This window comes from Actinomadura pelletieri DSM 43383, from assembly GCF_003634705.1.
In the GTDB taxonomy this organism is placed as follows: Bacteria; Actinomycetota; Actinomycetes; order Streptosporangiales; family Streptosporangiaceae; genus Spirillospora; species Spirillospora pelletieri.
The window spans coordinates 1,075,641-1,101,959 of record NZ_RBWU01000001.1 but is presented as its reverse complement, the minus strand read 5'-3'; the positions used below and the strand labels follow the sequence as shown (position 1 = coordinate 1,101,959).

The 26,319-nt window shown below is 68.3% G+C and carries 25 protein-coding genes and 1 tRNA gene; 16 read left to right on the top strand and 10 right to left on the bottom strand.

Annotation, left to right across the window (positions count from 1 at the left end; all coding sequences use genetic code 11):
• Positions 1-272: 272 nt before the first annotated feature.
• Complete coding sequence (locus tag BZB76_RS05065; protein ID WP_121433068.1) at positions 273-1,079, bottom strand: inositol monophosphatase family protein; 807 nt, start codon at positions 1,077-1,079, stop codon at positions 273-275.
• Positions 1,076-1,750: a DUF5919 domain-containing protein gene (locus BZB76_RS05060; RefSeq protein ID WP_147449322.1), complete on the bottom strand. Its 675-nt coding sequence runs from the start codon at positions 1,748-1,750 to the stop codon at positions 1,076-1,078. The genes BZB76_RS05065 and BZB76_RS05060 overlap by 4 nt, the downstream gene beginning before the upstream one ends.
• Positions 1,751-2,280: 530 nt before the next feature.
• On the opposite strand from BZB76_RS05060, the gene BZB76_RS34125 reads away from it, so the two are divergent.
• From BZB76_RS34125 to BZB76_RS05015, 10 genes are all read left to right on the top strand, one after another.
• Entirely contained in the window at positions 2,281-2,574 is a 294-nt protein-coding gene (locus BZB76_RS34125) for a hypothetical protein (protein WP_147449321.1), read from the top strand.
• 239 nt (positions 2,575-2,813) lie between these two features.
• A complete protein-coding gene (locus tag BZB76_RS05055) occupies positions 2,814-3,050 on the top strand; it encodes a hypothetical protein (RefSeq protein ID WP_147449320.1) in 237 nt (78 codons plus the stop codon).
• A gap of 318 nt (positions 3,051-3,368) precedes the next feature.
• Positions 3,369-4,100 (top strand): GntR family transcriptional regulator, encoded by a 732-nt coding sequence (locus BZB76_RS05050; RefSeq protein ID WP_121433065.1) that lies wholly within the window; start codon positions 3,369-3,371, stop codon positions 4,098-4,100.
• Between the two features lie 114 nt (positions 4,101-4,214).
• Entirely contained in the window at positions 4,215-4,637 is a 423-nt protein-coding gene (locus BZB76_RS05045) for a plasmid replication, integration and excision activator (RefSeq protein ID WP_121433454.1), read from the top strand.
• Entirely contained in the window at positions 4,637-4,915 is a 279-nt protein-coding gene (locus BZB76_RS05040; RefSeq protein ID WP_121433064.1) for a hypothetical protein, read from the top strand. Before BZB76_RS05045 ends, BZB76_RS05040 begins: the two co-directional genes overlap by 1 nt.
• Positions 4,915-5,223, top strand: a complete 309-nt coding sequence (locus tag BZB76_RS05035) for a hypothetical protein (RefSeq protein ID WP_121433063.1) — start codon at positions 4,915-4,917, stop codon at positions 5,221-5,223. Before BZB76_RS05040 ends, BZB76_RS05035 begins: the two co-directional genes overlap by 1 nt.
• 84 nt (positions 5,224-5,307) lie before the next feature.
• Entirely contained in the window at positions 5,308-6,774 is a 1,467-nt protein-coding gene (locus BZB76_RS05030; RefSeq protein ID WP_246006758.1) for an FtsK/SpoIIIE domain-containing protein, read from the top strand.
• Complete coding sequence (locus tag BZB76_RS05025) at positions 6,771-8,483, top strand: replication initiator (RefSeq protein ID WP_246006757.1); 1,713 nt, start codon at positions 6,771-6,773, stop codon at positions 8,481-8,483. Before BZB76_RS05030 ends, BZB76_RS05025 begins: the two co-directional genes overlap by 4 nt.
• Positions 8,484-8,503: 20 nt before the next feature.
• Positions 8,504-8,728, top strand: a complete 225-nt coding sequence (locus tag BZB76_RS05020; RefSeq protein ID WP_121433062.1) for a helix-turn-helix domain-containing protein — start codon at positions 8,504-8,506, stop codon at positions 8,726-8,728.
• A complete protein-coding gene (locus BZB76_RS05015; protein ID WP_121433061.1) occupies positions 8,728-9,894 on the top strand; it encodes a tyrosine-type recombinase/integrase in 1,167 nt (388 codons plus the stop codon). Before BZB76_RS05020 ends, BZB76_RS05015 begins: the two co-directional genes overlap by 1 nt.
• 73 nt (positions 9,895-9,967) lie before the next feature.
• Here the strand turns inward: BZB76_RS05015 and BZB76_RS05010 are convergent.
• The 3 genes from BZB76_RS05010 to BZB76_RS05000 all read right to left on the bottom strand — a co-directional run bounded on the left by BZB76_RS05010 (position 9,968) and on the right by BZB76_RS05000 (position 11,590).
• Positions 9,968-10,038 (bottom strand) — tRNA-Gly (locus BZB76_RS05010).
• Positions 10,039-10,085: 47 nt separating this feature from the next.
• Positions 10,086-10,817, bottom strand: a complete 732-nt coding sequence (locus tag BZB76_RS05005) for a ZIP family metal transporter (RefSeq protein ID WP_121433060.1) — start codon at positions 10,815-10,817, stop codon at positions 10,086-10,088.
• Positions 10,818-10,852: 35 nt separating this feature from the next.
• Positions 10,853-11,590, bottom strand: coding sequence for a hypothetical protein (locus tag BZB76_RS05000; RefSeq protein WP_121433059.1), 738 nt, complete (start codon positions 11,588-11,590; stop codon positions 10,853-10,855).
• A 166-nt stretch (positions 11,591-11,756) separates the two neighbouring features.
• Between BZB76_RS05000 and BZB76_RS04995 the strand changes: the two genes are divergently transcribed.
• Entirely contained in the window at positions 11,757-13,343 is a 1,587-nt protein-coding gene (locus tag BZB76_RS04995; RefSeq protein WP_170180509.1) for a BTAD domain-containing putative transcriptional regulator, read from the top strand.
• Between the two features lie 4 nt (positions 13,344-13,347).
• Here the strand turns inward: BZB76_RS04995 and BZB76_RS04990 are convergent, their stop codons facing one another.
• Positions 13,348-15,489, bottom strand: a complete 2,142-nt coding sequence (locus BZB76_RS04990; protein ID WP_211342829.1) for a (Fe-S)-binding protein — start codon at positions 15,487-15,489, stop codon at positions 13,348-13,350.
• Positions 15,490-15,796: 307 nt separating this feature from the next.
• On the opposite strand from BZB76_RS04990, the gene BZB76_RS04985 reads away from it, so the two are divergent.
• A complete protein-coding gene (locus tag BZB76_RS04985) occupies positions 15,797-16,402 on the top strand; it encodes a TIGR03086 family metal-binding protein (RefSeq protein ID WP_121433057.1) in 606 nt (201 codons plus the stop codon).
• Positions 16,403-16,415: 13 nt separating this feature from the next.
• Here the strand turns inward: BZB76_RS04985 and BZB76_RS04980 are convergent, their stop codons facing one another.
• Positions 16,416-17,624 (bottom strand): acetyl-CoA C-acetyltransferase, encoded by a 1,209-nt coding sequence (locus tag BZB76_RS04980; RefSeq protein ID WP_121433056.1) that lies wholly within the window; start codon positions 17,622-17,624, stop codon positions 16,416-16,418.
• Between the two features lie 141 nt (positions 17,625-17,765).
• Between BZB76_RS04980 and BZB76_RS04975 the strand changes: the two genes are divergently transcribed.
• Positions 17,766-19,301, top strand: a complete 1,536-nt coding sequence (locus BZB76_RS04975) for a 3-hydroxyacyl-CoA dehydrogenase (protein ID WP_246006756.1) — start codon at positions 17,766-17,768, stop codon at positions 19,299-19,301.
• Positions 19,302-19,434: 133 nt separating this feature from the next.
• Here BZB76_RS04975 and BZB76_RS04970 read toward each other — a convergent pair whose 3' ends face one another.
• From BZB76_RS04970 to BZB76_RS04960, 3 genes are all read right to left on the bottom strand, one after another.
• Positions 19,435-20,631, bottom strand: coding sequence for a hypothetical protein (locus BZB76_RS04970; protein WP_121433055.1), 1,197 nt, complete (start codon positions 20,629-20,631; stop codon positions 19,435-19,437).
• Positions 20,624-21,247 carry an RNA polymerase sigma factor gene (locus BZB76_RS04965; RefSeq protein ID WP_121433054.1) on the bottom strand — a complete coding sequence of 208 codons (624 nt, stop codon included), beginning with the start codon at positions 21,245-21,247 and terminating at the stop codon, positions 20,624-20,626. Before BZB76_RS04965 ends, BZB76_RS04970 begins: the two co-directional genes overlap by 8 nt.
• 322 nt (positions 21,248-21,569) lie before the next feature.
• Positions 21,570-22,022, bottom strand: coding sequence for a DoxX family protein (locus BZB76_RS04960; protein WP_121433053.1), 453 nt, complete (start codon positions 22,020-22,022; stop codon positions 21,570-21,572).
• A gap of 465 nt (positions 22,023-22,487) precedes the next feature.
• Here BZB76_RS04960 and dnaK point away from each other — a divergent pair, with 465 nt between their 5' ends.
• From dnaK to dnaJ, 3 genes are all read left to right on the top strand, one after another.
• Positions 22,488-24,353, top strand: a complete 1,866-nt coding sequence (dnaK, locus tag BZB76_RS04955) for a molecular chaperone DnaK (RefSeq protein ID WP_121433449.1) — start codon at positions 22,488-22,490, stop codon at positions 24,351-24,353.
• Positions 24,350-25,009 carry a nucleotide exchange factor GrpE gene (gene grpE / locus BZB76_RS04950; RefSeq protein WP_121433052.1) on the top strand — a complete coding sequence of 220 codons (660 nt, stop codon included), beginning with the start codon at positions 24,350-24,352 and terminating at the stop codon, positions 25,007-25,009. The genes dnaK and grpE overlap by 4 nt, the downstream gene beginning before the upstream one ends.
• A 132-nt stretch (positions 25,010-25,141) precedes the next feature.
• The gene (gene dnaJ, locus BZB76_RS04945; protein WP_121433051.1) at positions 25,142-26,317 is read left to right on the top strand and encodes a molecular chaperone DnaJ; all 1,176 of its coding nucleotides are present in this window, start codon (positions 25,142-25,144) and stop codon (positions 26,315-26,317) included.
• Positions 26,318-26,319: the final 2 nt, after the last annotated feature.

The following is a 26,319-nucleotide window of genomic DNA, read 5'->3' as shown; positions in this document are numbered from 1 at the left end:
TGCCACTTTTGCGATATCCACTTTCCGTGGCAATGAGAAACAAAAGGAGTAGTATATGCCTGACTTAGAGAACTTGGCTGTATGCTCTCGGCGGTACAAGTTACCCTATCTCCGATCTAAGACATTTAGCTAGGTTGAGCTGCATTGTAGCGGTATACCGTTTCCGTAGCGCCGTTAGCGGGAAAAATTGATGGATCACCCATAGTCAATGCTGACACACGAAGGTTGTGGCTTGTCCGGCAGACTTGCACCTCGTCTGCTTGCCACGCCACCTATCGACTGGTATGAGTTGTGTTGGCAATAAGCGCGCAAATCTTAGGACCAAGTGCGGGAGCTACACCGACTGTGGAGGACGAGTCATACGAATGGTCCTTGCCGTCTTGGTCGGTGACCTTGGCTCCGGCTTCACGGGCAATGATGACGCCAGCCGCCATGTCCCATGGCTTGTTGGACAGGGTGATGCTGGCGTCGAGCTTGCCTTCGGCTACCCACGCTAGGTCGATGGCTACTGAGCCAAGCATGCGGACGCGTTGGACGTTGGCGGCTAGGCGTTCGCTGAGGGCGAGGCGTTGGCGGTTCTTGGCTTCGGAGCCTTCCCCAACGGCGTAGTCGCCTATGGCCACGATTGCGTCCTTGAGGTTGGTGGTCATGCTGGCTTGGATGCGGCGGTCTCCGAGGTAGGCGCCGGTGTGTTGGGCGGCGTGGTAGCGGGTGCCTAGGAACGGTAGGTCGATGACGCCTACTACTGGGCGGCCTCGTTCGATGAGGCCGATGGAGATGCCGCAGAGAGGGATGTTGCGGACGAAGTTGGCTGTGCCGTCTATCGGGTCGATGGCCCAGAGGAGTTCGCCGGTTGTGTCGCCGCTGATGCCCTCTTCTTCGCCGAGGATGGCGATATCAGGGGTTCGCTCTTTGAGGTAGTCGCGGACGGCGCGTTCTACGGCGTAGTCGACCTCGCTGGCCATGTCGCGGTCACCTTTGGTGGTGAGCAGGCCGGGGACGCGTGTGCGCACTAGATCACTGGCTATCTGTGCCGCTCTGAGTGCGACGGGCAGTAGAGCTGCGGGTGCGTCTGTCATACGGTGCGGCCTCGTTCCCATAGAGCGGTGAAGATCTCCTCGAACGTCTCATACAGTCCGGCGCCGGTTGCGTTGCGCTCGGCGAGGAACGTGGGCGAGTCGACTCCGCGGGCGTTCGGTAGGTAAGGCTGCATCACACAGAGCCTGTCGTTGATGAGGGTGATGTTGAACCGGATCGTCTCGTCGTAGACGGCGACGGACACCCGGCCTCGGGCCTCGGGTGATAGGCGTCTGCGGAGGCGGGTCAGGACCTCGATGTTCAGGCGGGTCAGGGTCGTCAGGTGGTTCTCGCTGTACCCCTCCTCGCGCTCGCGGGCTCGGATGGCTTCGCCTTCGGGATCCAAGAACAGGGCTTGGAGAGTGGCGCCGTCTTCGATGAGGCGGTAGAGGCGCTGGTCGGGGTACTGCTGGCACAGCATGTTGAGCGAAAGACCGGCGGCCCGGATGCTGCTGGCGCCGTCGAGTAGTGCTTGCGGCGGGTGGGCGAATGAGAACTCGGCGCGGGTGGGGAAGACGGCGGTCACGTCGGCGTAAGGCTTTGGGCCGATCCGGTCGGCGGTCGATTCGAGGTCTGCGCGTTCTTCGCTGGGGGCATGGGCGGCGGGCTCGTCCGTCAGGACGTGCGGCGGGCATGGGGCGAACAGTTCCTCGGCGGTCCACTCGGGGAACATCGCCTCCAAGACGCGGCAGTGATCGGTATAGGGAAGGCGCTTGAGTTCTCCAGACGTCCAGCGGTGAAGCTGGGCGCGGCTGGGTGCGGTGCCGGTGAGTTCGGGCGAGATCTACTTGGCGGCCTCGTTGTAGGCAGCCTGAAACAGGCCGTACCTGTGTAGGCGCCGCTGACGTATCACGACCTGCAACAGGATCGGTTGGGGAGACACCTGCCGTCCTCTCTGGGTGGGCGTTCACCAGGCTAGGCACCGCACGAGATCGAAGACGAGACAAAGTCGAGACAGTTGCAAGACGTTGATGCCCGAGACGAGATCATCACGGCGTCGTGACGCAACGTGACGTGTTGGCACGGTGTTGTCATGGCGAGCGATTGCACCTCTTGTAGAGGCCGCGGGGTCAAGCGGCGTGTGGCACGGCGGACGTTGGCGCCGGGGCATGTGGCGGGCGTTCCGGCTGACAGCCGTCAGGACGACTGCCCCGACTGCTTGGGGACGGGTCGGTCTGCCCCGCGACAGGGCGGTATGGGGTCGTGAACGCGCGTGACTTCGAGCTACAGCTTCTTAACGACCTACGAACCACACTCCTCGGCTTGGGTCTAGCGGCCCAGTTGGACGAGAACATGCCGGGACTGTGGCTGAGAACCGCCAATCCAGACCTTTACGTGTGGGTGTTCGTCGGTGCTTCCGGGCGAACGTTCACCTGGCGACGCGCCGACAGTAAGCACCCGGTCGACGACCTTCCGGGCGCGGCGGCGAAAGTCGCTCGCTTTGTGACGGCTCAAGGCGGACAGCTCAACGGGTTGGCTGACGGGCATTTCGACTAGCGCTCGTGGCGGCCCCTGGCGGGTTAGCTCATGAGCGCATTGAACGGGTAGAGCCGGTGGCGTGGCGAGGACGGTCCGTGTCGTGATCTCAACCGTCCCCCCGGTGATCACGCAAGGGAGGCGGGCCAAGCCCCGCGCCTCCGGCTCTGCCTCCAAGGAGACGAGAAACAGTGATGGGTCCTTCCATTTCCCGTGAGGGCGAACTTCGGGTGTTGGGCGACTTGTGTCGTGCCTTGGTCATGCGAGGTCTGTACGTTCAGATGCGGGACGCCGTCCCCGGGCTGACGATCACGCGGGCGGGCGGAACGTCCGCGGACGTCATCGGCTACGTCGTCGTAAACCGTCGAAAGGGCCAGGTCTCCTGGTGGAGGGTCGACAACCTTCACCCGGTCACCGACTTGGACGGGGCGGCGGAACGGATCACCGCGTTCATGACCGAGTCGACGGTGTCTGACCGGCACGGGTCCCGGCCGTGAACTCGTGGGCGGCGGGCGCTCCGGAAAATGTGACGACGACGGTCGTCCTCCTGCAACATCGCTTTCCGAGGTCATCGGTATGGTTCGGACGCCACACGTTGCGATGGTGGGCGGTGATGCCTCGGGCCACGCAATGGGTGATCCTCGAAGCGGCGACGCCACGGGAGTTGGCGGACAGGATGGCTGAGGCCTGCGGGCCGACCGTTCCAAGCGGCGTGACTGGGCCTGCTGGTGTCCGATGGTCGTGACAGGCGGGGCCGGTTAGGCGTAGATTGAGCTGACCTGGTCAGACAACCTGTCGGATGATGGACGGTCGACATGAGCCTTGAATCCGTTCCGCCGAAGTACGCCCAGCTCGTCAAGGAGCTTCAACGGCGCATCGAAGCGGGCCGGTACCCCCCCGGCTCGGCGATGCCGAGTGAACACCAGCTCATCGACGAGTTCGGGGTGAGTCGGCCAACCGTGGTGGCGGCCCTACGAGTTCTCCGCGATCAAGGATGGATCGACTCCCGGCAGGGCAAGGGGCGGTTCGTTCGGGGGCGTCCCGCTCTGGCTTCGCTGGACAGTGCGCGAGCTGGACAGAGTCGGTTGGCTGGCTCGGAATCGGCGATTTCTGGCGAGGTGCTGGCGGCTGGGGTGGTCGATGCGCCGAACCGCGTACGTTCGCTCCTCGACCTCGGGTCGTCCGGCAAGGCGTTCGTTCGTAGGCGACTGCTGACGGCTCAAGGCGCGCCGTCTGAGCTTCTGTCCCTGTGGCTGCCCGTAGAGCTTGCGGAGGGAACGGACCTCACCAGCGCTGAACCGTTGAAGCAGGGCATAAGGCAGCATCTGGAGTCACGCAAAGGTGTGACGTTCGATCACATCATTGAGCACATCGTTGCGAGGATGCCTAGCGGGGAAGAAGCGTCTGCCTTGTCCATGGGTGAAGCCATCCCGGTCCTCGTCGTGTACGCGACCGCGCGTGACGCTGCCGGTAGTCCCCTGTTGGTGGTAGATACGGTCCTGCCTGCTGACCTGCACGAACTGGAAGACGCCTACCCGCTAGCGTGACCGTATCCGGCCACACGCTAGTTAGTTACTTGATAGACCAAGCTGAGTAGGATTATGATCGGATCACTTGATAGGTCAACTGACAGACAGTTGACCGGATGGCAGTCGATCAACATGGCGGTGCAAGGTCCGTTCAGGGTCGCGTTCGGGGCCGTGTTCCCCTATGGCGCGTTCGTCAAGGGCGGTGTCGAACCGGTGCGGGATTTCGACCGGTCGACCAAGGACAACTTCGTTCAGGCGCGGGACAAGGACACCGGGGAACTGGTGTGGGCGGTCGAGGTCCTGGACGCCGACCCGGAGTCGAAGGGGACGTTCAAGGTCAAGCTGACGGCCGCGGTTCAGCCGCTCTTGCCGGAGGCTGCGGCGGGGTTCCCGTTCGTGCCGGTGGAGTTCGACGGGTTGGCGGTGACGCCTTACGTCAACTCCGGGACCGGGCGGCTGGCGTACTCGCTGAAGGCGGCGGCGATGCGTCCGGCCAACGGCAAGGGCGGCGCGGCTCGCTCAGGTAAGGACGCGGCTGTTAAGGACGCGGCGTGATGGCGGCCGGGCGCGTGTCGGCGCTGTCGCTGCCGCTGGACGCCGGGGCATCGGCCGAGTTCAAGCCGTTCCGGGCGCGTACGCCGCTGTTCACGGTCTCGGCGGGTCGGGTGATGGTCACTCTCACCCTTCCCGAACGGCTGGGCGCGGGTGATGTGGAGTTCGCGCGGCGGCTGGCCGAACAGGCGGCGGCGTACGCGGTGGAGGTGGAGCGGCTGTACCGCTGCGGTCGCCGGTCCTCGTCGGGTCGCCTGGCCAGGAAGGGGGCGGCTGTCTGATGGACGCCTACAGCTACACCACGGTTCGAGTGGAGCAGGACGGGACGGCGCTGACGTCGGTGAGCCTGCACCCGGATGAGCGGGTGTCGGTGCTGTACCCGCGTGGCACGAACCGGGCGCAGATCTCGATCACGCACGCCTACGCCCACGTGCGCATCGTGCCGACGAACGCGACCGCACCGACCGCCGAAGACGTCCGCGTCGCACGCAAGCTCGCCGAGTCGTTCGTGGCGTATGCGGCCGAGGTGGAGCGGCTGCACGCCCTGGCCAACCCTCGGAGCGAGTCCGCCGAAGACCCGGCGGCTTGATCTGGGTGGGGCGGCTGGAGGTCGCATCTCCGGCCGCCCCCATCCCTCTCCCTCAACGCTTGCAAAGAAGAGGTGTGATCCATCATGGCATGGGAGTTCCGCAAGCTCGGTCCCGGTGAGAACGTTGCCGTTGAAGCCGACCGTGACCCGTTCGCCGCGCCCAAGTGGGCGCCCCCGGTGTGGCACATGCCCGAGGGCCTGGTGCTCATCGTCAACACCGTCCGCGCCCTGGTCCGCACGGTGGTGTTCCTGGTCCGCAACATCGTCCCCGTGTCCGTCGTCGCCGGGCTGGGCTGGCTCGGCTACCGGTTCGGGTGGGCCGTCCCCGTCCTGGTCCTGGCGCTCGTCGCGGTCGGTCTGGGGGTGTGGGCGGCGGTGGACCGTCCGTCCTTCGTCCGCTGGGTGGCGTATCCGGCCCTGGCGTGGTGGCGGCTCGTCACGGTGTATCGGCGGGACTGGCAACCGGTCCTGGTCACGGCCGGACTCACCAAGGTCCACAAGGGGCGGGAGTATCTGCCGTCGCTGGTGCGGGTGCGGTGTGGCCCGACCTCGGATCGGGTTCTGGTGCGCATGCTCAAGGGGCAGGCCCCGGACGCGTGGGAACGGGTGGCGGCCAACCTGGCGCACGGGTTCGGCGCGGCCCTGGTCCGAGTGCGGGACGGGGGTCGTCCGGGCCGGATCTGCCTGGAGTTCGTGCGCCGCGATGCCCTCGCCACCCCCATCCCCGCGCTGCCCGTCCTCGACCCGGCCGAGGTCGACCTGTCCGGCCTGGTGGTCGGGCGGTGTGAGGACGGCTCACCGTGGCGGCTGCGGCTGCTGGGCACCCACGTTCTCATCGCGGGCGCGACGGGGGCCGGCAAGGGGTCGGTGATCTGGTCCACGGTCCGGGCGGTGCATCCGCTGATCCTCGCCGGGCTGGTGGAGGTGTGGGCGATCGACCCCAAACGCATGGAACTGTCCTTCGGGCGGGTGCTGTTCGAACGGTACGGGCGCTACAGCGACGATCCCAAGGGCGGCATGGTCGAGCTGCTGGAGGCGGCGGCCGAGGACATGAACGCGCGCGCCGAGCGGTTCGCCGGGCTCACCCGATCGTTCACCCCCTCGACCGAGTTCCCGTTCCGGGTGATCGTGGTGGATGAGCTGGCGTTCTTGACCGCCTACTGCCCCGAACGCGACCTTCGACGGCGGGCAGAGTCGGCGCTGGCGGTGCTCACCTCGCAGGGCCGGTCGGTGGGGTACTGCGTGATCGGCGCACAGCAGGACGCGCGTAAAGAGGTCAACAACCTGCGCAACCTGTTCCCCGACCGCATCGCCCTGCGCCTGGATGAGGACGAACAGGTCGACATGGTCCTCGGTGACGGCGCCCGCGACCGTGGCGCTCTGGCAGACCAGATCTCCACCGTCCCGGCGCTCGGCGCGGGAGTGGGCTTCGTCCGCCTGGAAGCCAGTCCTGATCCGGTGCGGGTCCGGGCCGCCTACGTCTCCGACACCGACATACGCGCCATGGTCGCCTACGGCCTGCCCGACCTCGACGCCGAGGGGGCGGCATGAAACCCGTCCTCGATGGGGCCGAGGTCGACGGGGCTGGAGTCGAGGGGGCGGAGGTCGACGGGGCCGGGGTGGAGTCCGGTGCGGTGGTCAAGACGCTGCCTCCGCTGGCCCGGGGAGTGTTGGAAGCGGTCGCGGTCGACCACGGCGTCTGTATCCGGCCGGTCCCGATGCGGCGGGTGGACCTGACCACGGGCGCGGCCGAGATGGTCTATGTCCCCTGCGGGCATACGTTGGCCTCGGTGTGCCCGTCGTGCGCCGAACGTAAGCGCAAGCTTCGCGCCGTGCAGTGCCGCCAGGGCTGGCACCTGACCCAAGAACCCGTCATCGACCGCGCCGACCCCGATGAGGAACAACGCGCGTGGATGCAACTGCGCGCACAGGCCCAAGTGGCCCGGGATCGCGCGGAAGTCGACGGGACAGCCGATGGGGAAGACGCCGGGTTCTGGGACGCGGTGATCAGCGACCTCGACCACGAACTTGCACGGACCGGGGTACGGGGCGCCCTGAAGACCGGGGACCAGACCAGGGCACGGCGGACCCGATCGACGCGGCGGCGGCAGGACGCCCCGGATCTGCCTCGGCGTCCGGTCGACTCCCGCACCCTCGGGAAGGTGTTCCACGGCCGAGACGGCCGGACCTTCCGGCCCTCGCTGTTCCTCACCCTCACCCTGGACTCATATGGGCGGGTGTGCTCGGACGGAACGCCGGTCGACCCCACGTCGTACGACTACACGCGGGCGGCACGGGACGCGGTGCACTTCTCCAAGCTGGTAGACCGGTTCGTGCAGAACCTACGCCGCTTCGTCGGCTACGACGTGCAGTACTTCGCCACCGTCGAACCCCAACGACGCCTCGCGCCCCACCTGCATATGGCCATCCGCGGAACCATCTCCCGCGCCGAACTCCGCCAGGTGGTGGCGGCCACCTACCACCAGGTGTGGTGGCCTCCGACCGACCGCGTCGTCTTCGAGGGGGAACGGCTACCGGTCTGGGATGAGGCAGCGGGCGAGAACGGCGGGTACCTCGACCCGGCCACCGGGGAAGTCCTGCCCACCTGGGACGAAGCCCTAGACGCCCTCGGCACGGCTGAGAACGCCGAACCGCTTCATGTGGTCAGGTTCGGACGGCAGATCGACGCACAAGGCGTCATCGCCGACTCGGCCGACTCCCGCAAACTGATCGGCTACCTCACCAAATACCTCGTTAAGGGCGTCGCGGAATGCCACCAGGCCACCACCGCCGCCCAACGTGAGCATGTTGACCGGATGGCCGAAGCACTCCGGTATGAGCCGTGCTCGCCGACGTGCGCGAACTGGCTGCGCTACGGCATCCAACCCAAGAACCCCCGCAAGGGCCTCACCCCGGGGTTCTGCAAGGGCAAGGCTCACCGCCGCGAACATCTCGGCTACGGCGGCCGCCGCGTCCTGGTGTCGCGCAAATGGTCCGGCAAGAGCCTCGCCGACCACAAGGCCGACCGCAAAACCTGGGCGCTGGCACGCCTCGCCGAAGCCGGAATCACCGTCACCAACCCCGCCGACCCCCAAGCGGTGCACGTCTGGGAACGCGCCGGACCCGGTGACCCTGACGTGAAACCCACAGAGCAACGAATCCTCCTGCTGATCAACCAACGCATCCAACGGCGTCGCCAACTCGACGCGGCGACCCACAGCCCCACCCCAGAACTTTCGGCGCCTGCGGAGGCAGCGTGAACAACACACGTAGGTGGGCGGTGACCCTCGACCCCGATGACAAGCTCCTGACCTACGCCGAAGCGGCCGAGGTGCTCAACACCAGTCCGCGGTTCCCGCGCCGCCTGGTGGAGGAACGGCGCATCCGATTCGTCAAGGTTGGTCGGTTCGTTCGCATCCCCGAATCCGCACTTCACGAGTTCATCGCGGCCGGTCTCGTCGAACCGGTCACCCTTCGCGGGCAACACACAAGGAGGGCCGCGTAATGGCTGGCAAACGTCGTTTCGGACGCGTTCGGCAACTCCCGTCCGGACGCTGGCAAGCCCGGTACCCCGGACCGGACGGGCGCGACCACAACGCACCCCACACGTTTCCGCGTAAGCGGGACGCCGAACAGTGGCTCACGCTCAAAGAGGCCGACCTTAAGCGGGGTGACTGGCTAGACCCCGCGGCCGGTGCGATCCCGTTCGCCACCTACGCGGCCGAATGGGTGGAAGACAAGGAACTCAGTCCCAAGACCGTCCAGCTCTACGAACTGCTGTTGCGGCTCCACCTGAATCCGACCTTCGGTGAGATGCACATTGGCGACATCCGCGAGGAAGACGTCCGGAAGTGGCGGACGTCCCGTCTTAAAGCCGGTCCAAAGAGCAAGCCGACCTTCGGACCGGTGACGGTCGCGAAGGCGTACCGGCTGCTCCGCGCCATCCTCAACACGGCGGTGCGAGACAAGCGCATCAAAGAGAACCCGTGCCAGATACCCGGCGCTGACCGGGAGTCCAGCCCGGAACGGCCCGTGCTGAGTGTGGCCGAGGTGTTCCGAATCGCTGACGTGATCACACCTCGCTACCGGGCGCTCGTCCTCCTCGCGACTTTCGGCAATCTGCGCTGGGGTGAGCTGGCGGGGCTCCGGCGCCGGAACCTCGACCTGGACGCCGGAACGGTGCGGGTCGAAAAGACCGTGTACGAACTGGGGCCGCTGGTGAAGGGAACTCCCAAGTCGGAGGCCAGTCGACGCAAGGTCGTCATCCCTGCGCTGATCATCCCGGACCTGCGTAAGCACCTGGACGAATACGCCCAACCCGGCCCCAAGGGCTTCGTGTTCGTCGGCGTTCGGGGCGGCCAGCTCCGCCGAAGCAACTTCTCCAAGACCTGGGCGCGGGCACTGGAGAAGGCAGAACTGGAGGTCGGTGCGATCCACGTTCACGACCTCCGGCACACGGGCAACACCTACGCGGCCGAGTCGGGGGCCTCGCTGGCTGAGCTGATGAGCCGGATGGGGCACTCGTCCACGCGGGCGGCCCAGGTCTACCTGCACGCGCGGCGTGAGCGTGACCGGGAGATCGCCTCGACGCTCGACAAGATGGCCAAACGCGAACTCAAGAAGATCAAGAAGCCCAAGAAGGGGCGGAAGCTCAAGGGATCGGGCACGTAGCGGGCACGGCGGCTGATGAACAAACAAGGCCCAGAGTCATTGACATGTCAGTGACCTGGGCCTTTGTCGTGGGAGCGGGTGACGGGAATCGAACCCGCGCTGTCAGCTTGGGAAGCTGAAGTTCTGCCATTGAACTACACCCGCTGGGGCCTGTGGGGCCGCCTTGCTGTGGACACTGTACCGGAAGTCGGTCAGCGTTGGGTCAGGCCTACGGTGAAGAGGACTGCGGTCAGGCCCAGGCCGGTGGTGCAGAGGGTTAGGACGCGGGGGTGGACGCTGTGGGCTTCGGGGAGGATTTCGGCGGCGGAGAGGTAGAGGAGGACGCCGGCGAAGGTGCCTAGGTAGGTTGCCAGGACGGCGTCTGGGACGGTGATGAGGGTTCCTATCGCGGCGCCGATGATGGGGGCGAGGGCGTCGGCGGCCAGGAGGAGGATGGCGGGGCGGCGGTCGGTTCGGGATAGGGACGCGGCGGTGAAGGTGTTGAAGCCGTCGGCGAAGTCGTGGGTGATGACGGCGACCGCGACGAAGATGCCCACTTCTGTGCCGGACTGGAAGCCTAGGCCGATGCTGAGGCCGTCCACCAGGCTGTGGCCCACCAGGGCGGATGCGGCGAGGAGGCCTGCCGAGCCGCCGTGGGCGTGGGGGGCGTACTCCTTCTCGTGGCCCTGGTGGATCGCCACGGCCTGTTCGATCACGTGGAGGAGGAGGAAGCCGGCGGCGAAGCCGATCATGGGGGTGGGGACGCCGAGGGGGCGGTGGCGGGTCATCTCCAGGGATTCCGGGAGGAGGTCGAAGGCGACTACTCCGAGCATGAGGCCGCCCGCGAGGCCGAGGACCAGGTGGCGGCGGTCGCGTACCCGCATCGCCGCGAGGCCCCCGGCCAGCGTCATCAGGAACGCGATGACGGACGCGAGCACGGCCATCCCTGGGTTTTACCAGGGTGTCGTCGGCGCAATCCTTACGGTCGGAGGGAGTCGATGTCGACTACGTTCTTGGTGGGTGGGCGTACGCCGACCGGGGTCTCGTAGCCGAGGTACTCGATGCTGTTCCCCGGTCCGCCCTTCAGGAGGAGGATGTAGGGCGGTCCTTGGGACGCGACGTGGAGTTTGTCGCCGGACGAGCTGGTCATGACGACGCTGGGTGTGGTGCCGACCTTTCCGGGGCGGCTCTTCTTCCAGCCGCTGATCCCTCCGAGTACTTCGTTGAGCAGGGCCATACGGTTGGAGAAGACCGCGAGCTCCTTGAAATCGCGGTCCTTGACGGTGGTCTTGAGGTGCTTCCCGGAGAGGAGCTGCACTACGGCCTTACCGCCGTACTCCTTCCAGTACGCGTCATTGCCCGCGAGATATACGGTCTTCCCGAATCTGCTGATCTCCAGGTGCTGGGAGCCCTGCATGAACGTGCCGGCGGCCTTCGTCTTCCCCTCGTAGCGGAAGTCGAGTTTGTAGCTTTCGCCCTCCTCGTGGAGCTCCGCGCGCATCCGCACGTACTGGGCCGAGGCCGTCGCCTTGCGGGCGCGCGCCAGGATCTGGGCGGGCTTCAGTTTCTCCACCCCGTTGGGGGTCGCGGTGGGGGTGGGCTTGGCGGCGGCGGGGGACGCGGGCGCCTTCGTCGGGGCCATGCCGGTGTTCTTGTCGTCCGCCGGGAGGCAGGCGGACGACAAGAGGACGAGTGCGAGCGTGGCCCCCGGCACCATGACACGCCCGGACCGTCGTCCGTTATGAAGCACCAAACTCCCCTTTCACTTCCTTGTCGATGACCGGAGAAATGGTGGTGGACGCCGGTGCGGAATGACTGTCGCTATGCTGCCGTCACTGCGTCCGGGCTGCAGAATGGCGGCGGGGTCGGGGAAGTCGGAGGTGATGACGCTGCGGGGCGTGTGCTTCGGGATTCTGGGTCGTCCGGCCGCATGGCGGGACGGCGAGGAGATCGATCTGGGTCCCGGAAAGCAACGGGCGGTTCTGGCCGTGCTGTTGTTGACGCCGAACCGGCCGGTGTCGACGTCCTCGATCGTGGAGGCGGTGTGGGGGGACGAGCCGCCGGACAACGGTGTGAACGTCGTTCAGAAGTATGTGGCCGGGCTGCGGCGTGTGTTGGAGCCCGATCGTTCGCCGCGGTCCCCGGGGCGGTTGTTGACCTTGACCGGCGCGGGATATGCCTTACATGTGCCGCCGGGGGGCTTGGACGCCGAGGTCTTCCGGGAGCGGTTGCGGGAGGCCCTGGCCGTGCGCGACTCCGGGGACATGGCGCGGGCCGGGGTGCTGGTGCGGGAGGCGTTGGATCTGTGGCGGGGGATGGCGCTCGCCGGGTTGAGTGGTCCGTTCTTCGACGCGGCGCGGGATCGGCTGGACGAGGAGCGGGCGGCCGCGCTGGAGGCGTCCGCCGAGATCGGGCTGGAGCTGGGGGAGCACGCGCGGCTGGTGCCCGAGTTGATCCGTATGGTCGCCGAGTTCCCGCTTCGGGAGGGGTTCCGGTACCTGCTGATGCTCGCGCTCTACCGCAGCGGCAGGCAGGCGGAGGCCTTGGCCGCCTACCGGGACGCGCGTGAGTTCTTCGCGGAGGAGTTCGGGTCTGAGCCGGGCGAGCGGCTCCAGAACCTGCATGTGGGCATTCTGCGGTCTGATCCGGCGCTGGCGGCGCCGATCGATGATCCTCCGCTGGAGCGGAATTCTGGTGTGTCGGCTCCTTTTTCGGACGGGTTCGCTCCGCCGGCGGTGATGGCCGGTCCGGTGGTGTCGTCCTGGCCCGCTCCCCCGGCCGTGGTGCCTTCCAGGCGGCGGCTTCACTGGGTCGTGCGGATCATTCTGCTTCTGATTCCGTTGGTCACCCTCGGGCTCGCGACATGGACGCTGTTCGCCTACGTCGCGGTTCGGCGCAGGAGCCGCTCGCTCGGGCTGACGGCGCTCGCCTACCTGGTGGCGGCGGGCTTCTTCTTCGGTGCCGCCCTGGTCACCAACCCGGACAAGACGACCTGGTGGGACGTGCCGATCATGACCACGTTGCTGGTCGTGACGCTCGGCGGCAGCTTGCACCTCGCCCTCCTGACGGCCGATCCGTGGCCGAGCGGGACGCCCGTTCTCGACGTCCAGCAGATCGAGCGGAGGGTGCGGCGGGAGCAGGCTCGTTCTCTGGTGGCCCACGATCCGATGGTGGCGCGGCGGCTTCGTATCGGTCGTCCGGATCTGCCGCGCACGTTCGATGACGGTGGCCTCGTCGACGTCAACTCGGCGCCGGAGCATTTGCTCGTCTCGTTGCCGGAGTTGGACGCCCACCACGCGAAGCTGATCGTGTTGGCGCGGACGGCGCACGGGCCGCTCGCGTCCGTCGACGATCTCGCCGTCAGGGGGATCCTGCCGTACGCGGCGGTGCACGCGCTGCGGGAGACGTTGATCGCCGTCCCGCCGGGGGCGGACGCCGAAGCGCCGGACGGCAGGGTGACGTTCCGGTAGCGCCCTACTCGGCGGTGACGGGTTTCTTGTCCTCCGTCGTTCCCTTGATGGAGCGGATCAGGAGTTGGGAGACGTCCACGACCTCCAGCGATTCCTTGGCGTCGCCCGCGTTCTTCTTCTCGTTGATGGCGTCGCCCAGCATGACCAGGCAGAACGGGCAGGCGGTGGAGACGGTGTCGGGGTCGGTGGAGAGGGCCTCGTCCACGCGCTCGGTGTTGATGCGCTTGCCGATGCGCTCCTCCATCCACATGCGCGCGCCGCCCGCGCCGCAGCAGAAGCCGCGTTCCTTGTGCCGGTGCATCTCCTGGGTCCGGACGCCGGGGACGGTCGCCATGATGTCGCGGGGCTGCTTGTAGACCTTGTTGTGGCGGCCGAGGAAGCACGGGTCGTGGTAGGTGATGTTCTCCTCGATCGGGGTGATCGGGGTGAGTTTGCCGGTCTCCACCAGGTGTGCCAGCAGTTGGGTGTGGTGGACGACCTCGTAGTTCCCGCCGATCTGCGGGTACTCGTTGGCGAGGGTGTTGAAGCAGTGCGGGCAGGTGGCGACGATCTTCTTGGCGCCCGCGTCGTTCAGCGTCTCGACGTTCTGCTGGGCGAGCATCTGGTAGACGAACTCCATGCCGAGGCGGCGGGCCGGGTCGCCGGTGCAGGCCTCCATGGGGCCGAGGACGGCGAACTCGACGCCCGCGATGTGCAGCAGTTCGGCGACGGCCTTGGTGGTCTTCTTGGCGCGGTCCTCCAGCGCGCCGGCGCAGCCGACCCAGAACAGGTACTCGGTGTCCTTGGAGATCTTGTCGTCGACGACCTCGACCTCGAAGTCGAGCTCCTCGATCCATTCGAGGCGCTTCATCTCGGACATCCCCCAGGGGTTGCCCTTGTTCTCCAGGTTCTTCAGCATGACGCCGGCCTCGGACGGGAAGCTCGACTCGATCATGACCTGGAAGCGGCGCATGTCGAGGATGTGGTCGATGTGCTCGATGTCGACCGGGCACTGCTCGACGCAGGCGCCGCAGTTGGTGCACGACCACAGGACGTCCGGGTGGATGACGCCGTCCTCGGCGACGAGCGGCTTGTCGACCTCCATGGCGGCCTTCTGCTCATCGGTGAACTTGCTCTGTTCCTCTTCGGACGCGGTGAAGTACGGCGCCTTCGTGAGCGCGTGGTCGCGCAGGTCGAGGATGAGCATCTTCGGCGACAGCGGCTTCTCGGTGTTCCAGGCGGGGCACTGCGACTGGCAGCGGCCGCACTCGGTGCAGGTCGCCATGTCGAGGAAGCCCTTCCAGGTGAAGTCCTCGATCTTGCCGCGGCCGAAGACGTCCTCCTCGGGGTCGGCCTCCTCGAAGTCGAGCGGTTCGCCGTCCGACATCATCGGCTGGGCGGCGCCGAGGCCGTCCGGGCGGCGTTTGAACATGACGTTCAGCGGCGCCAGGAAGATGTGCAGGTGCTTGGAGTGGACGACGAAGACGAGGAAGACGAGCGCGACGCCGATGTGCAGGAGCAGTCCGACCGATTCGAGCACTTCGAGGGTGTTGTGGCTGAGCCCCTCGAACGCCTGGCCGACGAGGTAGGAGAAGTACGCGCCCTTGCCGTAGGCGAGGTTGCCGCTGGCGTGCTCGGCGCCGCGGAAGAAGAACATCGTCCAGATCACGTTGAAGATCATGAAGAGGGTGATCCAGGCGCCGCCGAGATGCGAGCCCTTGAAGCGGGACGCGCGGCCGATCCGCTTCGGCGAGTTCTTGATCCGGATGCCGGCGAAGACGATGAGCCCGGCGAGGGCGGCGAGGGCGATGGTGTCCTGGACGAAGCCGATGGGCCCCCAGGTCTGGAGGCCGGGGATGTGCGCGTCGAGCCCGAAGAGCAGCGCGACGGCCGCCTCCAGGTAGACGGTGATCAGCAGGAAGAAGGCCCACATCACCGCGGCGTGCGCGATGCCGGCGAGCGACCATTTGAGCAGTTTGCGCTGGCCGAAGACCTCGGTGACCTGGTCCTGGACGTCGGCCTTCGGTTCGCGCCTGACCCGTAGGACGCGTTCGGGGTCGGGCTGGGCGTTGCGGGCGATGTCGATGAGGAACAGCACCCGCCGTCCGGCGAGCGCCAGCGCGACCGCCGTACCGGCGAGCCCGATGACCAACGTGATCCAGAACACTGTTCCGTCCTCCTGGGTACGGGTCGGTGGCAGTCAGCGTAGGACTCGCCACAGACCGCGCATCATCCGGGGCCCGAATACTACTCGGTAGTAATTTACTGCACGCGCTCACCGGTCAGCGTCGTCCCGACTCCTTGGCGGGCGGACGTTCTCGGCACCGACCTGGCGTTCCGTTCCTCCCCCTTCTCCTACGTATCTCCCGTATCGATGAGTATCGGGCGGGTCAGCAGTCCATACCACGGGACGGGATTTCGTCCAGTGCCGTCCCGTCCATCGGTACCCGATCGTTCAGCGGAGGAAGCGCCCCATGGACTCGATGCCCGACCTCGCCCCGGCCGCGCGCCGGATGGCGGCCCTGCTCGCCGGCGTCCGCGACTACCAGCTCACCGCGCCGACCCCCTGCGCGGACACCTCGCTCGGGGCGCTGCTCGATCATCTGAACGGGCTGATCATGGCGTTCACCTGGGCCGCGACGAAGGACTTCCCGCCGGGGGCCGCTCGCCCGCCGTCCGCCGACGCGTCCCTGTTGCCGCCGGATTGGCGGGCCCGCATGCCCGAGCGGCTCGACGAACTCGCCGCCGCGTGGCGCTCCCCGGACGCCTGGCGCGGCATGACGCAGGCGGGCGGCTTCGACCTGCCCGGCGAGGAGGCCGGACGCGTCGCGATGAACGAGTTGGTCGTGCACGGCTGGGACGTCGCCCGCGCGAGCGGCCAGCCCTACGAGGTCGGGGAGGACGAGGTCGAGATCTGTCTGGCGTTCGTGGCGCCGTCCGTCGAGCAGAGCGGCGGCCAGGGGATCGAGGGCCTGTTCGGCCCGGCCCTCGACGTCCCCTGCGACGCCCCTCCATTGGATCGCCTTCTCGCCCTCACCGGCCGCGATCCGGAGTGGTCCGCGGCCTCCTCGGCCGGGTGACCGGGAAGGTGTCCTAGACGCGTTCGAAGACGGCGGCGAGGCCCTGACCGCCGCCGATGCACATCGTTTCGAGGCCGTAGCGGGCTTCGCGGCGGCGCATCTCGCGGGCGAGGGTGGCGAGGATGCGGGCGCCGGTCGCGCCGACGGGGTGGCCGAGGGAGATGCCGGAGCCGTTGACGTTGACGCGGTCCCAGTCGGCGTCCTTCAGGCCCCATTCGCGGGTGACGGCGAGGACCTGCGCGGCGAACGCCTCGTTCAGCTCGATGAGGTCGATGTCGGCGAGCGCGAGGTTGGCACGCTCCAGCGCCTTGGCGGTCGCGGGGACGGGACCGATGCCCATCGTGCGCGGCGGCACTCCCGCGCGGGCCCAGGACACGAGCCGGACGAGCGGGCGCAGCCCCAGTTCGGCGGCGCGCTCGGGCGTGGTGACGACGCAGGCGGCGGCCGCGTCGTTCTGGCCGCTGGCGTTGCCCGCCGTGACCGTGGCCTGGTCGTCGGTCTTGCCGAGGATGGGACGCAGCTTCGCCAGCGACTCGACCGTCGTGTCGGGCCGCGGGTGCTCGTCGGTGTCGACGACCGTGTCCCCCTTGCGGGACCGGACGGTCACCGGGACGATCTCCTCCGCGAACGTCCCCGACCGCTGCGCGGCGACGGCGCGCCGGTGGGACCGGACGGCGAGTTCGTCCTGCTCATCGCGTCCGATGCCGTACTCGCGGCGCAGGTTCTCCGCGGTCTCCAGCATCCCGCCGGGCACCGGGTGGTTGGCGCCGCCGGCGGTGACACGGCCCTGCGCGAGCGCGTCGTGCAGTTCGATGGACGGGCCGCGCACACCCCAGCGGGCCTGCGTCGTGTAGAACGGCGCGCTGCTCATGCTCTCCACACCGCCCGCGATGATCACGTCGCTGACGCCGGTCTGGACCTGCATGGCCGCGTTGACCACGGCCTGGAGTCCGGAGCCGCAGCGCCGGTCGAGCTGGAGGCCGCCGACCTCGACGGGCAGTCCGGCGTCGAGCGCGGCGACCCGTCCGATGGCGGGGGCGTCGGACGTGGGATAACAGTGCCCGAGGATCACCTCGTCGATCGCGTCGCCGGCAAGGCCGGTGCGTTCGACGAGCGCCCGGATGACGGTCGCGGCGAGGTCGGCGGGCGGAACGGTCTTCAGCACCCCGCCGAACCGGCCGATCGGGGTACGCAGCGGCTCGCAGATCACCGCTTCGCGCATGGTGGGCTCCTCGGACTGGAGAGTTTCGGGCACCTTGCAGGTTACGTCCCGCTATCGGGTGAGCCGCGGGCGGGTTTCCGTCTGGCGGAGGTCGAATGCGTGTCGGGATGCGGGGAAGGGTGTGCGAGCGACGAGGAGGCGATGGTGGAGCAGTGGGCGCGGCGGGTGACGACGGTCCGGGTGATCGGGGCGGGTGCGATGGGACGCGGGATCGCGCAGCTCGCCGCGGCGGGCGGGCTGACGGTCGAACTGGCGGACATCAGGACGGACGCGGTCATCAACGCCGTCGAGTACATCGGCGGCATGTTCGACAAGCTCGCGAGCAAGGGACGCATGAGCGGGGCGCAGGCGGAGGCCGCGAAGGCGCGGTTGCGGCCGGTCGGTGATCCGTTCACGCCGTTCCAGGGCTGCGATCTCGTGATCGAGGCCGTTCGGGAGGACATCGGGACGAAACGGGAGCTGTTCACGGCCCTGGAGAAGGTCTGCCCCGAGCACACCGTCATGGCGACCAACACCAGTTCGCTGCCGGTGACGGCGATCGGCGTGGCGCTGGACGATCCGTCCAGGCTGGCGGGCCTGCACTTCTTCAACCCGGTGCCGTTGATGCGGGTTGTCGAGGTGATTCCGGGCGCTCGGACGGCGCAGTGGGTTCCGGACGCGCTGGCGGATCTCGTCCGGCGCCTCGGCCACGAACCCGTCCTCGCACCGGACACACCCGGGTTCCTCGTCAATCACGCGGGGCGCGGTCTGGTGACGGAGGCCTTGCAGATCCTGTCCGAGGGCGCGGCCGAACCCGTGGACATCGACCGCATCGCGCGTGACGTCCTCGGTCTGAGGATGGGGCCGTGCGAACTGCTCGATCTCACCGGGATGGACGTGTCCCAGCCGGTGATGGAGTCCATCTGGACGGGTTTCTACACGGAGGCGCGGTTGCGTCCGTCCAGGGTCGGACGGGCTCGCCTGGAGGCGGGCCTGCTCGGACGTAAGACCGGCGAGGGCTTCTACACGTACGTGGACGGCGCGAAGCAGGAACCGTCCGAAGCGAAGGCGCCCACGGTCGGCGCCCGGCCCGTTTGGGTGCACGGCGATGTCCGTGAGGAGTTGGGGGCGTTGCTTTCGACGAGCGGGGTGGAGGTCGAGTCCGGGGACGGGCCGTCCGGCGACGCCGTCGTCCTGGTCGCCCCCTTCGGGAAGAGCACCGTCCAGGCGGCCGAGGGTCTTCCCCTTGACCGCACCCTGGGCGTCGATCCGTGGGGTGGGTTCTTCACCCGGCTCACCGTGTCCGTCCATCCCGGTGTCGACAAGGAGGCCGGTCGCGCCGGTCTGGCCGCCCTCGCCTCCACGGGACGACCGGTGACCGTCGTCCGGGACGCGCCCGCTCCCGTCGCGCAGCGCCTCCTCGCCTCGATCGTCAACGTGGGCTGCGGCATCGCGGAACAGGGGCTGGCCCGTCCCGAGGACATCGACACCGCCGTCCGGCTGGGCCTCGGGTATCCGCGCGGCCCGCTGGAGTGGGGCGAGCAGGCGGGAGCCGCCCGTGTCCTGGAGATCCTTCGGGGCCTGCACGCGAGCACGGGCGACCCGCGTTACCGTCCGAGCGTCTGGCTGACCGAACGCGCGGCGCTCGGCCTCCCGCTGACCGAGACCGGCACGGTCCCGTCCGACCTCACGATCTGACGACCCTGCCGCCGCTAACCGAACGAAGGTCACGCCTTCCCGGTGTAGACGGCCGGGCGCCCGGCGCGTCCGGCTGGCCTGGGGACGCGGAGGCCCTCCACCCGGTGAAGGGCGGAGGGCCGGAAACCTCGGATCAGAAGGGCAGGTCCACGGGCGGCTTCGGTTTCGCGTCCGTCCACCCGGCCGAGCGGTTGGCCTGGTACTCGATGATGAAGCCCGGCTTCATCTCCGCGTACGGGCCGCCGGGCACGGTCAGCATCTCCTGCCGCGACAGCAACGCGCCGGTCCGCTCGTCGAACACGATCACCTGGCGGGAGCGGTAGGTTCCCTGCTCGGCCTTCGACGTGCCGTACTCGCCGGTCACGGTCACGTCGTGCTCGTCGCCGGCCAGCGCGACGCCCCGGCGGCCCAGCGGGTCGGCGACACGGCCGACCGCGTGCACGCCCGGCTGGGCGGCCAGTGCCCTCATCAGCCCGGACCGCGCCTTCGGCGGGATCGGGGCGCGCAACACCGCCGATGTCCGCATGATCTTGGTCGCGGCGAGGAGCCGCCGGACGGCCGCGTCCTTCGTGCCGACCCCCGCTCGGCGCGCCGGGTCGTCCCCCGCCGACGTCCCGCCCAGGAACATCGCCGCGAGCGCCTCCGGGTCGGTCGGCAGCTTCCGCAGTTGCGCGGCCGACTTTCCGTCCACGAACGTCCCGCCGCCCTTGGGGTCGACGCCGACGTTCGGGCCGTCCGACCGCCAGGCGGTCGCCTTGGTGGTGTACGTGGCGTAGTGGTCGCCGGACCAGACGCGGATGCGCGACGGTGACCCCGCCTTCCGCCACAGCTCGGCGTCCCGCGCCGTCTGCGGGTGGGCCGGAAGATCGCGGCCGTAGTAGGCCTCACCCATACCCCGTTCCGCGCCGGCCCAGCTGAACGACTCGTCCTGCGCGCCGAAGATCGCGTAGTTCCCGGTCTTCGCCCGGACGATGTACGCCTGGCCGCTGACGGTGTCGGTGTGCCAGAACTTCCCCGTGGGTTGCCGTTCGGCCTTCTCCGCCGCCGCCAGCACGGCGAGCTTGCCGATGTCGACGGACTCCGCCGATTCGGTCGGCGTGGACGACCCCGATCCCAGGGCCACGATCGTGACCGCGGCGGCGGCGCCCACCGCGACCAGCCCGATCCCGGCCCTGGCCCGCCACCCGAACCCGAACCCGAACCCGGACCCGGACCGGCGTCGCGAACGCGTCGGCTCCTCGAACATCCGGGCTCGGGCCTCGGTCATCTCCCGCGGGGTGGGCGCGGCGGGCTCCCCGTACGCCTCCTTGACGATTCGCAGGTCATCCATGGTCGTCCTCCAGGTCACGCATCGGATTCGTCCCGCCGAGCGCCTCGCGCACCTTCTTGCGCGCCCGGTTCAGCCGCGAGCCGACCGTCCCGTACGGGATGTCGAGCGCCGCGGCCACCTCCTGATGGCTCAGGTCGGCGAGCGCGACGAGCAGCAGTACGTCCCGGTCACCGTCGGACAGCCCGGCGATGGCCCCCGCGAGACGTCCTCGCAGGCCCTCGGCGCTGACCCGGTCGTCCACCCGGTCGGCGTGGCCGTCGGCCTCCTCGACGACCTTCAGCCGGGCCCGCGCCCGCAACCCGCGCACCTCGGCACGCCGGTGCTTGCCGATCACGTTCGTCGCGATGCCGTACAGCCAGGTACGGACGGCCGCGCGGGACGCGTCGTACCGTCCCCGACCGCGAAACGCCTCCAGGAACGTCTGCGCCGCGACATCGGAGGCCACGTCCGACCCGAGCCGTCGGGCCGCATAGCCGTGGATCTCCGCGAAGTACGCGTCGAAGATCTCACCGAACCGCTCCGGCTCGTCCAGCGACGACCGCAGGACGGCACTGTCGTCCGCCCGCCCCTGGGCCCCGTGCAGGGGCGGGTCCGCGGTGAGAGGCTCCCGAGTCATGTGCTGCCTTTCCGTGACACGAACGGCGGTCACACACGTATCACCCGACCCCCCGCATCCCGTTCACGGAACAAGAGAGCCGGTCGGGTCGCAGGGCGACCCGACCGGCTCTTTTCGGAAGACCCGGATCAGGAATGCGTGCACTCACTGAGCCAGGTCAGGAAGGTGTTGGACGCGGCCGAAGCCGCGGCGCTTCGCGCTGTTCGGGGGCGTTGACAAGGGGGAGCGTCGACGAGGGGCCGGCGGATGGTGCCGGCGGAGCCCGTCCCCGCCCGCGCAGCGTGTGGACCGATCAGAACGCTGCGCGGACGGGGACGGACGATCAGGCCGCCGCGCCGTGGTTCTCTCGGCTGTCGTTGCGGTTGAACAGGAGGCCGTCGACGGAGAAGCGGCCCGCGCCGGCGAGGGCGAGCAGGATCGCGGTGGCGCCGAGGGCGAGGACGAGTTCGTAGCCGTTCTCGGTGACGAACATGCCGTTGCCCTTGTGCACGAACAGGAAGGCACCGGCCATGTCGATCGCGAGGAGCAGTCCCACGATCGGCGTGACGACGCCCACGATGAGCGCGAAACCGCCGATGAGTTCGACCCAGGTCGAGTAGTACGCGGACAGCGACGCCAGCGGCACGTCCACGCTCTCGAAGAACTTGGTCACGTTGGCGTGGCCCATGTCGTTGAGCTTCTGCCAGCCGTGCGCGACGAACACGACGCCTAGGGCGACGCGGCCGATGAGCAGGCCGATGTCGGACAGGTACGGGATTCGGTTCGCGGGGATCATGCGCCCTCCTGCAAAGAGATTGTTCAAAAATGAACTATCAGCGCGGAAGACGGAGGTTAGCACGATCCAACGGGGTCGTACCAGCTTGAAGTTCGCAGGTCAGGACGATCATGGACGGACCGGCACGCCGCTCCGAACGTCGCCGACCGCGCCCTCCGGAGCGGCGATCCGCGTGCCGTCGTCCTGCGGTGGTGGCGGATCGTCCGGCGGCGCTCCTCCGATCGAGGGATGCGCCCTCCTCCGTGGAGGCGATTTCGGCGGAACGGGGAACCGGAATAGGCCGCTCAGACGTATTGTTGGAGAGGTCAGCAGCAAAGTTGAGTCTGGTCGACTCAAGTGATTTGACATCGCTTGGGTGTCCGGGCACCCTGACCGCAGACATCGAACAGGCAACAGACCGAACCGGCCGCGCCCTGGGAGCGACCGGGGGGCGATACACCGGAAACGACGGAGGACGAGAACATGGTGGCACGTGCGGTCGGCATCGACCTCGGGACGACCAACTCGGTCGTCGCGATTCTGGAGGGTGGGGAGCCCACCGTCATCGCGAACGCGGAGGGGTCGCGGACCACGCCGTCCGTCGTCGCCTTCGCCAAGAACGGCGAGGTCCTGGTTGGTGAGGTCGCCAAGCGCCAGGCCGTGACCAACGTGGACCGGACGATCCGTTCGGTGAAGCGCGAGATGGGCACCGACTGGAAGACCAAGATCGACGACAAGGACTTCACCCCGCAGCAGATCAGCGCGTTCGTGCTGCAGAAGCTGAAGCGGGACGCCGAGGCCTACCTGGGCGAGACGGTCACCGACGCGGTCATCACCGTGCCCGCCTACTTCTCCGACCACCAGCGGCAGGCCACCAAGGAGGCCGGGCAGATCGCGGGGCTGAACGTCCTGCGGATCATCAACGAGCCGACGTCGGCGGCGCTCGCCTACCACCTGGAGAAGGAGAACGAGGCGACCATCCTGGTGTTCGACCTCGGCGGCGGCACGTTCGACGTGTCCCTGCTGGAGGTCGGCGACGGTGTCGTCGAGGTGAAGGCGACCAGCGGCGACAACCACCTGGGCGGCGACGACTGGGACCAGAAGGTCGTCGAGTGGCTGGTCGAGCGGTTCAAGAACGCCAACGGCGTCGACCTGTCCAAGGACAAGATGGCCCTCCAGCGGCTGCGTGAGGCCGCGGAGAAGGCGAAGATCGAGCTGTCCAGCTCGACGGAGACGCAGATCAACCTGCCGTACATCACCGCGTCCAGCGAGGGCCCGCTGCACCTGGACGAGAAGCTCACCCGCGCCGAGTTCCAGCGGATGACGGCCGATCTGCTCGAGCGGACCAAGGCGCCGTTCCAGCAGGTGCTCAAGGACGCCAACATCACCGTGGACGGCATCAACCAGGTCGTGCTGGTGGGTGGTTCGACCCGGATGCCCGCGGTGTCGGAGCTGGTGAAGGAGCTGACCGGCGGCAAGGAGCCGAACAAGGGCGTCAACCCGGACGAGGTCGTCGCGATCGGCGCCAGCCTCCAGGCCGGGGTGCTGCGGGGCGAGGTCAAGGACGTCCTGCTGCTCGACGTGACCCCGCTGAGCCTCGGCATCGAGACCAAGGGCGGCATCTTCACCAAGATCATCGAGCGGAACACCACGATCCCGACCAAGAGGTCGGAGACGTTCACCACCGCCGACGACAACCAGCCGTCCGTGGAGATCCAGGTCTACCAGGGCGAGCGCGAGATCGCGATGCACAACAAGAAGCTCGGCACGTTCCAGCTCACCGGTCTGCCGCCGGCGCCGCGCGGCGTCCCGCAGATCGAGGTCACCTTCGACATCGACGCCAACGGCATCGTGAACGTCAGCGCGAAGGACCAGGGCACCGGGCGCGAGCAGTCGATGGTCATCACCGGCGGCTCGGCGCTGCCGAAGGACGACATCGAGAAGATGGTCCGCGAGGCCGAGCAGTACGCGGAGGAGGACCGCCGCCGCAAGGAGGAGGCCGACATCCGCAACCAGGCCGACACCCTCGCCTACTCGACCGAGAAGTTCCTGCGGGAGAACGACGACAAGGTCCCGGACGAGCTGAAGTCCGAGGTGAGCGATGCGGTCGCGGAGGTGAAGAAGGCCCTGGAGGGCACCGACGTCGACGCGATCAAGGGCAGCGCCGAGAAGCTGGCGCAGATCAGCCAGAAGATGGGCGCGGCCATGTACGCGCAGAACCCCGAGGGGGCGCAGGCGGGCGCCGACGACCACGGGCCGACGGCGAACGCGCAGGGCGGCGAGCCGCAGGACGACGAGGTCGTGGACGCCGAGATCGTGGATGAGGACAAGCCGAAGGGTGATGCTTCGTGACGACCTCCCCTGATGAGGGCGAGGAGAAGGAGGGCCCGGTGATCCGCGACAAGCGGCGCATCGATCCCGAAACGGGGAGGGTCCGGGAGGAGACGGCCGACAGGTCGTCCACCTCCGAGGCCCAGACCAACGGGGGAGCCGCGGTCACGGACGAGGAGGTCGCCTCGCTCAAGTCTCAGCTGGCGGAGCGTCTCGCCGACCTGCAACGGCTGAAGGCGGAGTACGACAACTATCGCAAGCGGGTCGAACGCGACCGGGTCGCGGTCCGGGAGCAGGCGCTCGGGCAGGTGCTGACCGAGCTGCTTCCGGTGCTGGACGACATCGGCCGCGCCCGTGAGCACGACGAGCTCAACGGCGGATTCAAGTCCGTCGCGGAGAGCCTGGAGGCGATCACGGGCAAGCTCGGCCTCGAACGCTATGGCGAGAAGGGCGAACCCTTCGACCCGACCGTGCACGAGGCGCTCATGCACGCGTACTCGGCGGACGTGTCCGAGATCAGCGTCGTGAACGTCTTCCAGCCCGGCTACCGCATCGGCGAGCGGATCCTGCGGCCCGCGCGCGTGGGAGTGGCCGAGCCCGGTCCGGACGGTGAGGACGAGAAGCCGGGTGAGGAGCCGGGTGACACCGGTGCCGAACGCGGCGACGAAGGCGAATGACCCCTTGGCTCCGGCCGGGGGTCCGGGGGATCGCCTCCCCCGAACAGGCTCGCGGGCCCGTCCCGAACGGGACGGGCTCCGCGGGCCCCGTGAAGACAAGTGGCATGTGGCGATAGCAGAGAGCGGGGCGCCGTGAGCACCAAGGACTACCTGGAGAAGGACTACTACAAGGTCCTCGGTGTCGCGAAGTCTGCCTCACAAGAGGAGATCAAGAAGTCGTACCGGAAGCTGGCCCGCCAGTACCATCCGGACGCCAACAAGGGCGACGCCGACGCCGAGGAGCGCTTCAAAGAGGTCTCGGAGGCGTACGACGTCCTGTCGGACGAGAAGCGCCGCAAGGAGTACGACGCGATCCGGTCGATGCCGGGCGGGTTCCGCGGCCAGCAGGGCGGCGGGTTCCCGTTCGACCTCGGTGACCTGTTCGGGCAGGGCGCCGGCGCCGGGACGCACACCGGCGGCGGCGCCGGGGAACGCATCGGCGACCTGTTCGGCGGGCTGTTCGGCCGGGGCGGCGGCGGTACCCGCACCACGGGCGCCCGCCGGGCGCGCCGCGGCCCGGACGTCGAGACCGATGTGACGCTGTCGTTCGCCCGCGCCATGAACGGTGTCACCGTCCCGATCAAGCTGACGAGCGAGGCGGCCTGCAACGGCTGCCGCGGTACGGGCGCGCGGGCGGGCACGGTGCCGCGGGTGTGCCCGAGCTGTGAGGGCACCGGGCACGAGACCCGCAACCTCGGCAACTTCGGGTTCCAGGAGCCGTGCAAGGAGTGCCACGGCCGGGGCCTCGTCGTCGACGACCCGTGCCCCATCTGCCACGGCAGCGGCCGCGCAACCGGCACCCGGACGATCCAGGCCCGGATCCCGGCGGGCGTCGCGGACGGGCAGAAGATCAGGCTGAAGGGCAAGGGCGCCCCGGGCGAGAACGGCGGCCCGAACGGCGACCTGTACGTCAACATCAAGGTGAAACCGCACCATGTGTTCGGCCGCAGCGGCGACAACCTGACGCTGACCGTCCCGGTCACGTTCCCGGAGGCGGCGCTCGGCGCGGAGATCCAGGTGCCGACGTTCCAGGGGCAGCCGGTCACGCTGAAACTGCCGGAGGGCACGCCCAACGGCCGCAAGTTCCGGGTGAAGGGCCGCGGCGCGCCCCGGCGTGACGGCACGAAGGGCGACCTGCTCGTCACGGTCGACGTCCAGGTCCCGCACAAGCTCGACGGCGACGCGCGGGACGCGCTCGTCCGGTTGCGGGCGTCCTGTTCCGGTGAGGATCTGCGCACCGAACTCGTCCAGCAGGCCAGGCAGGAGTGATC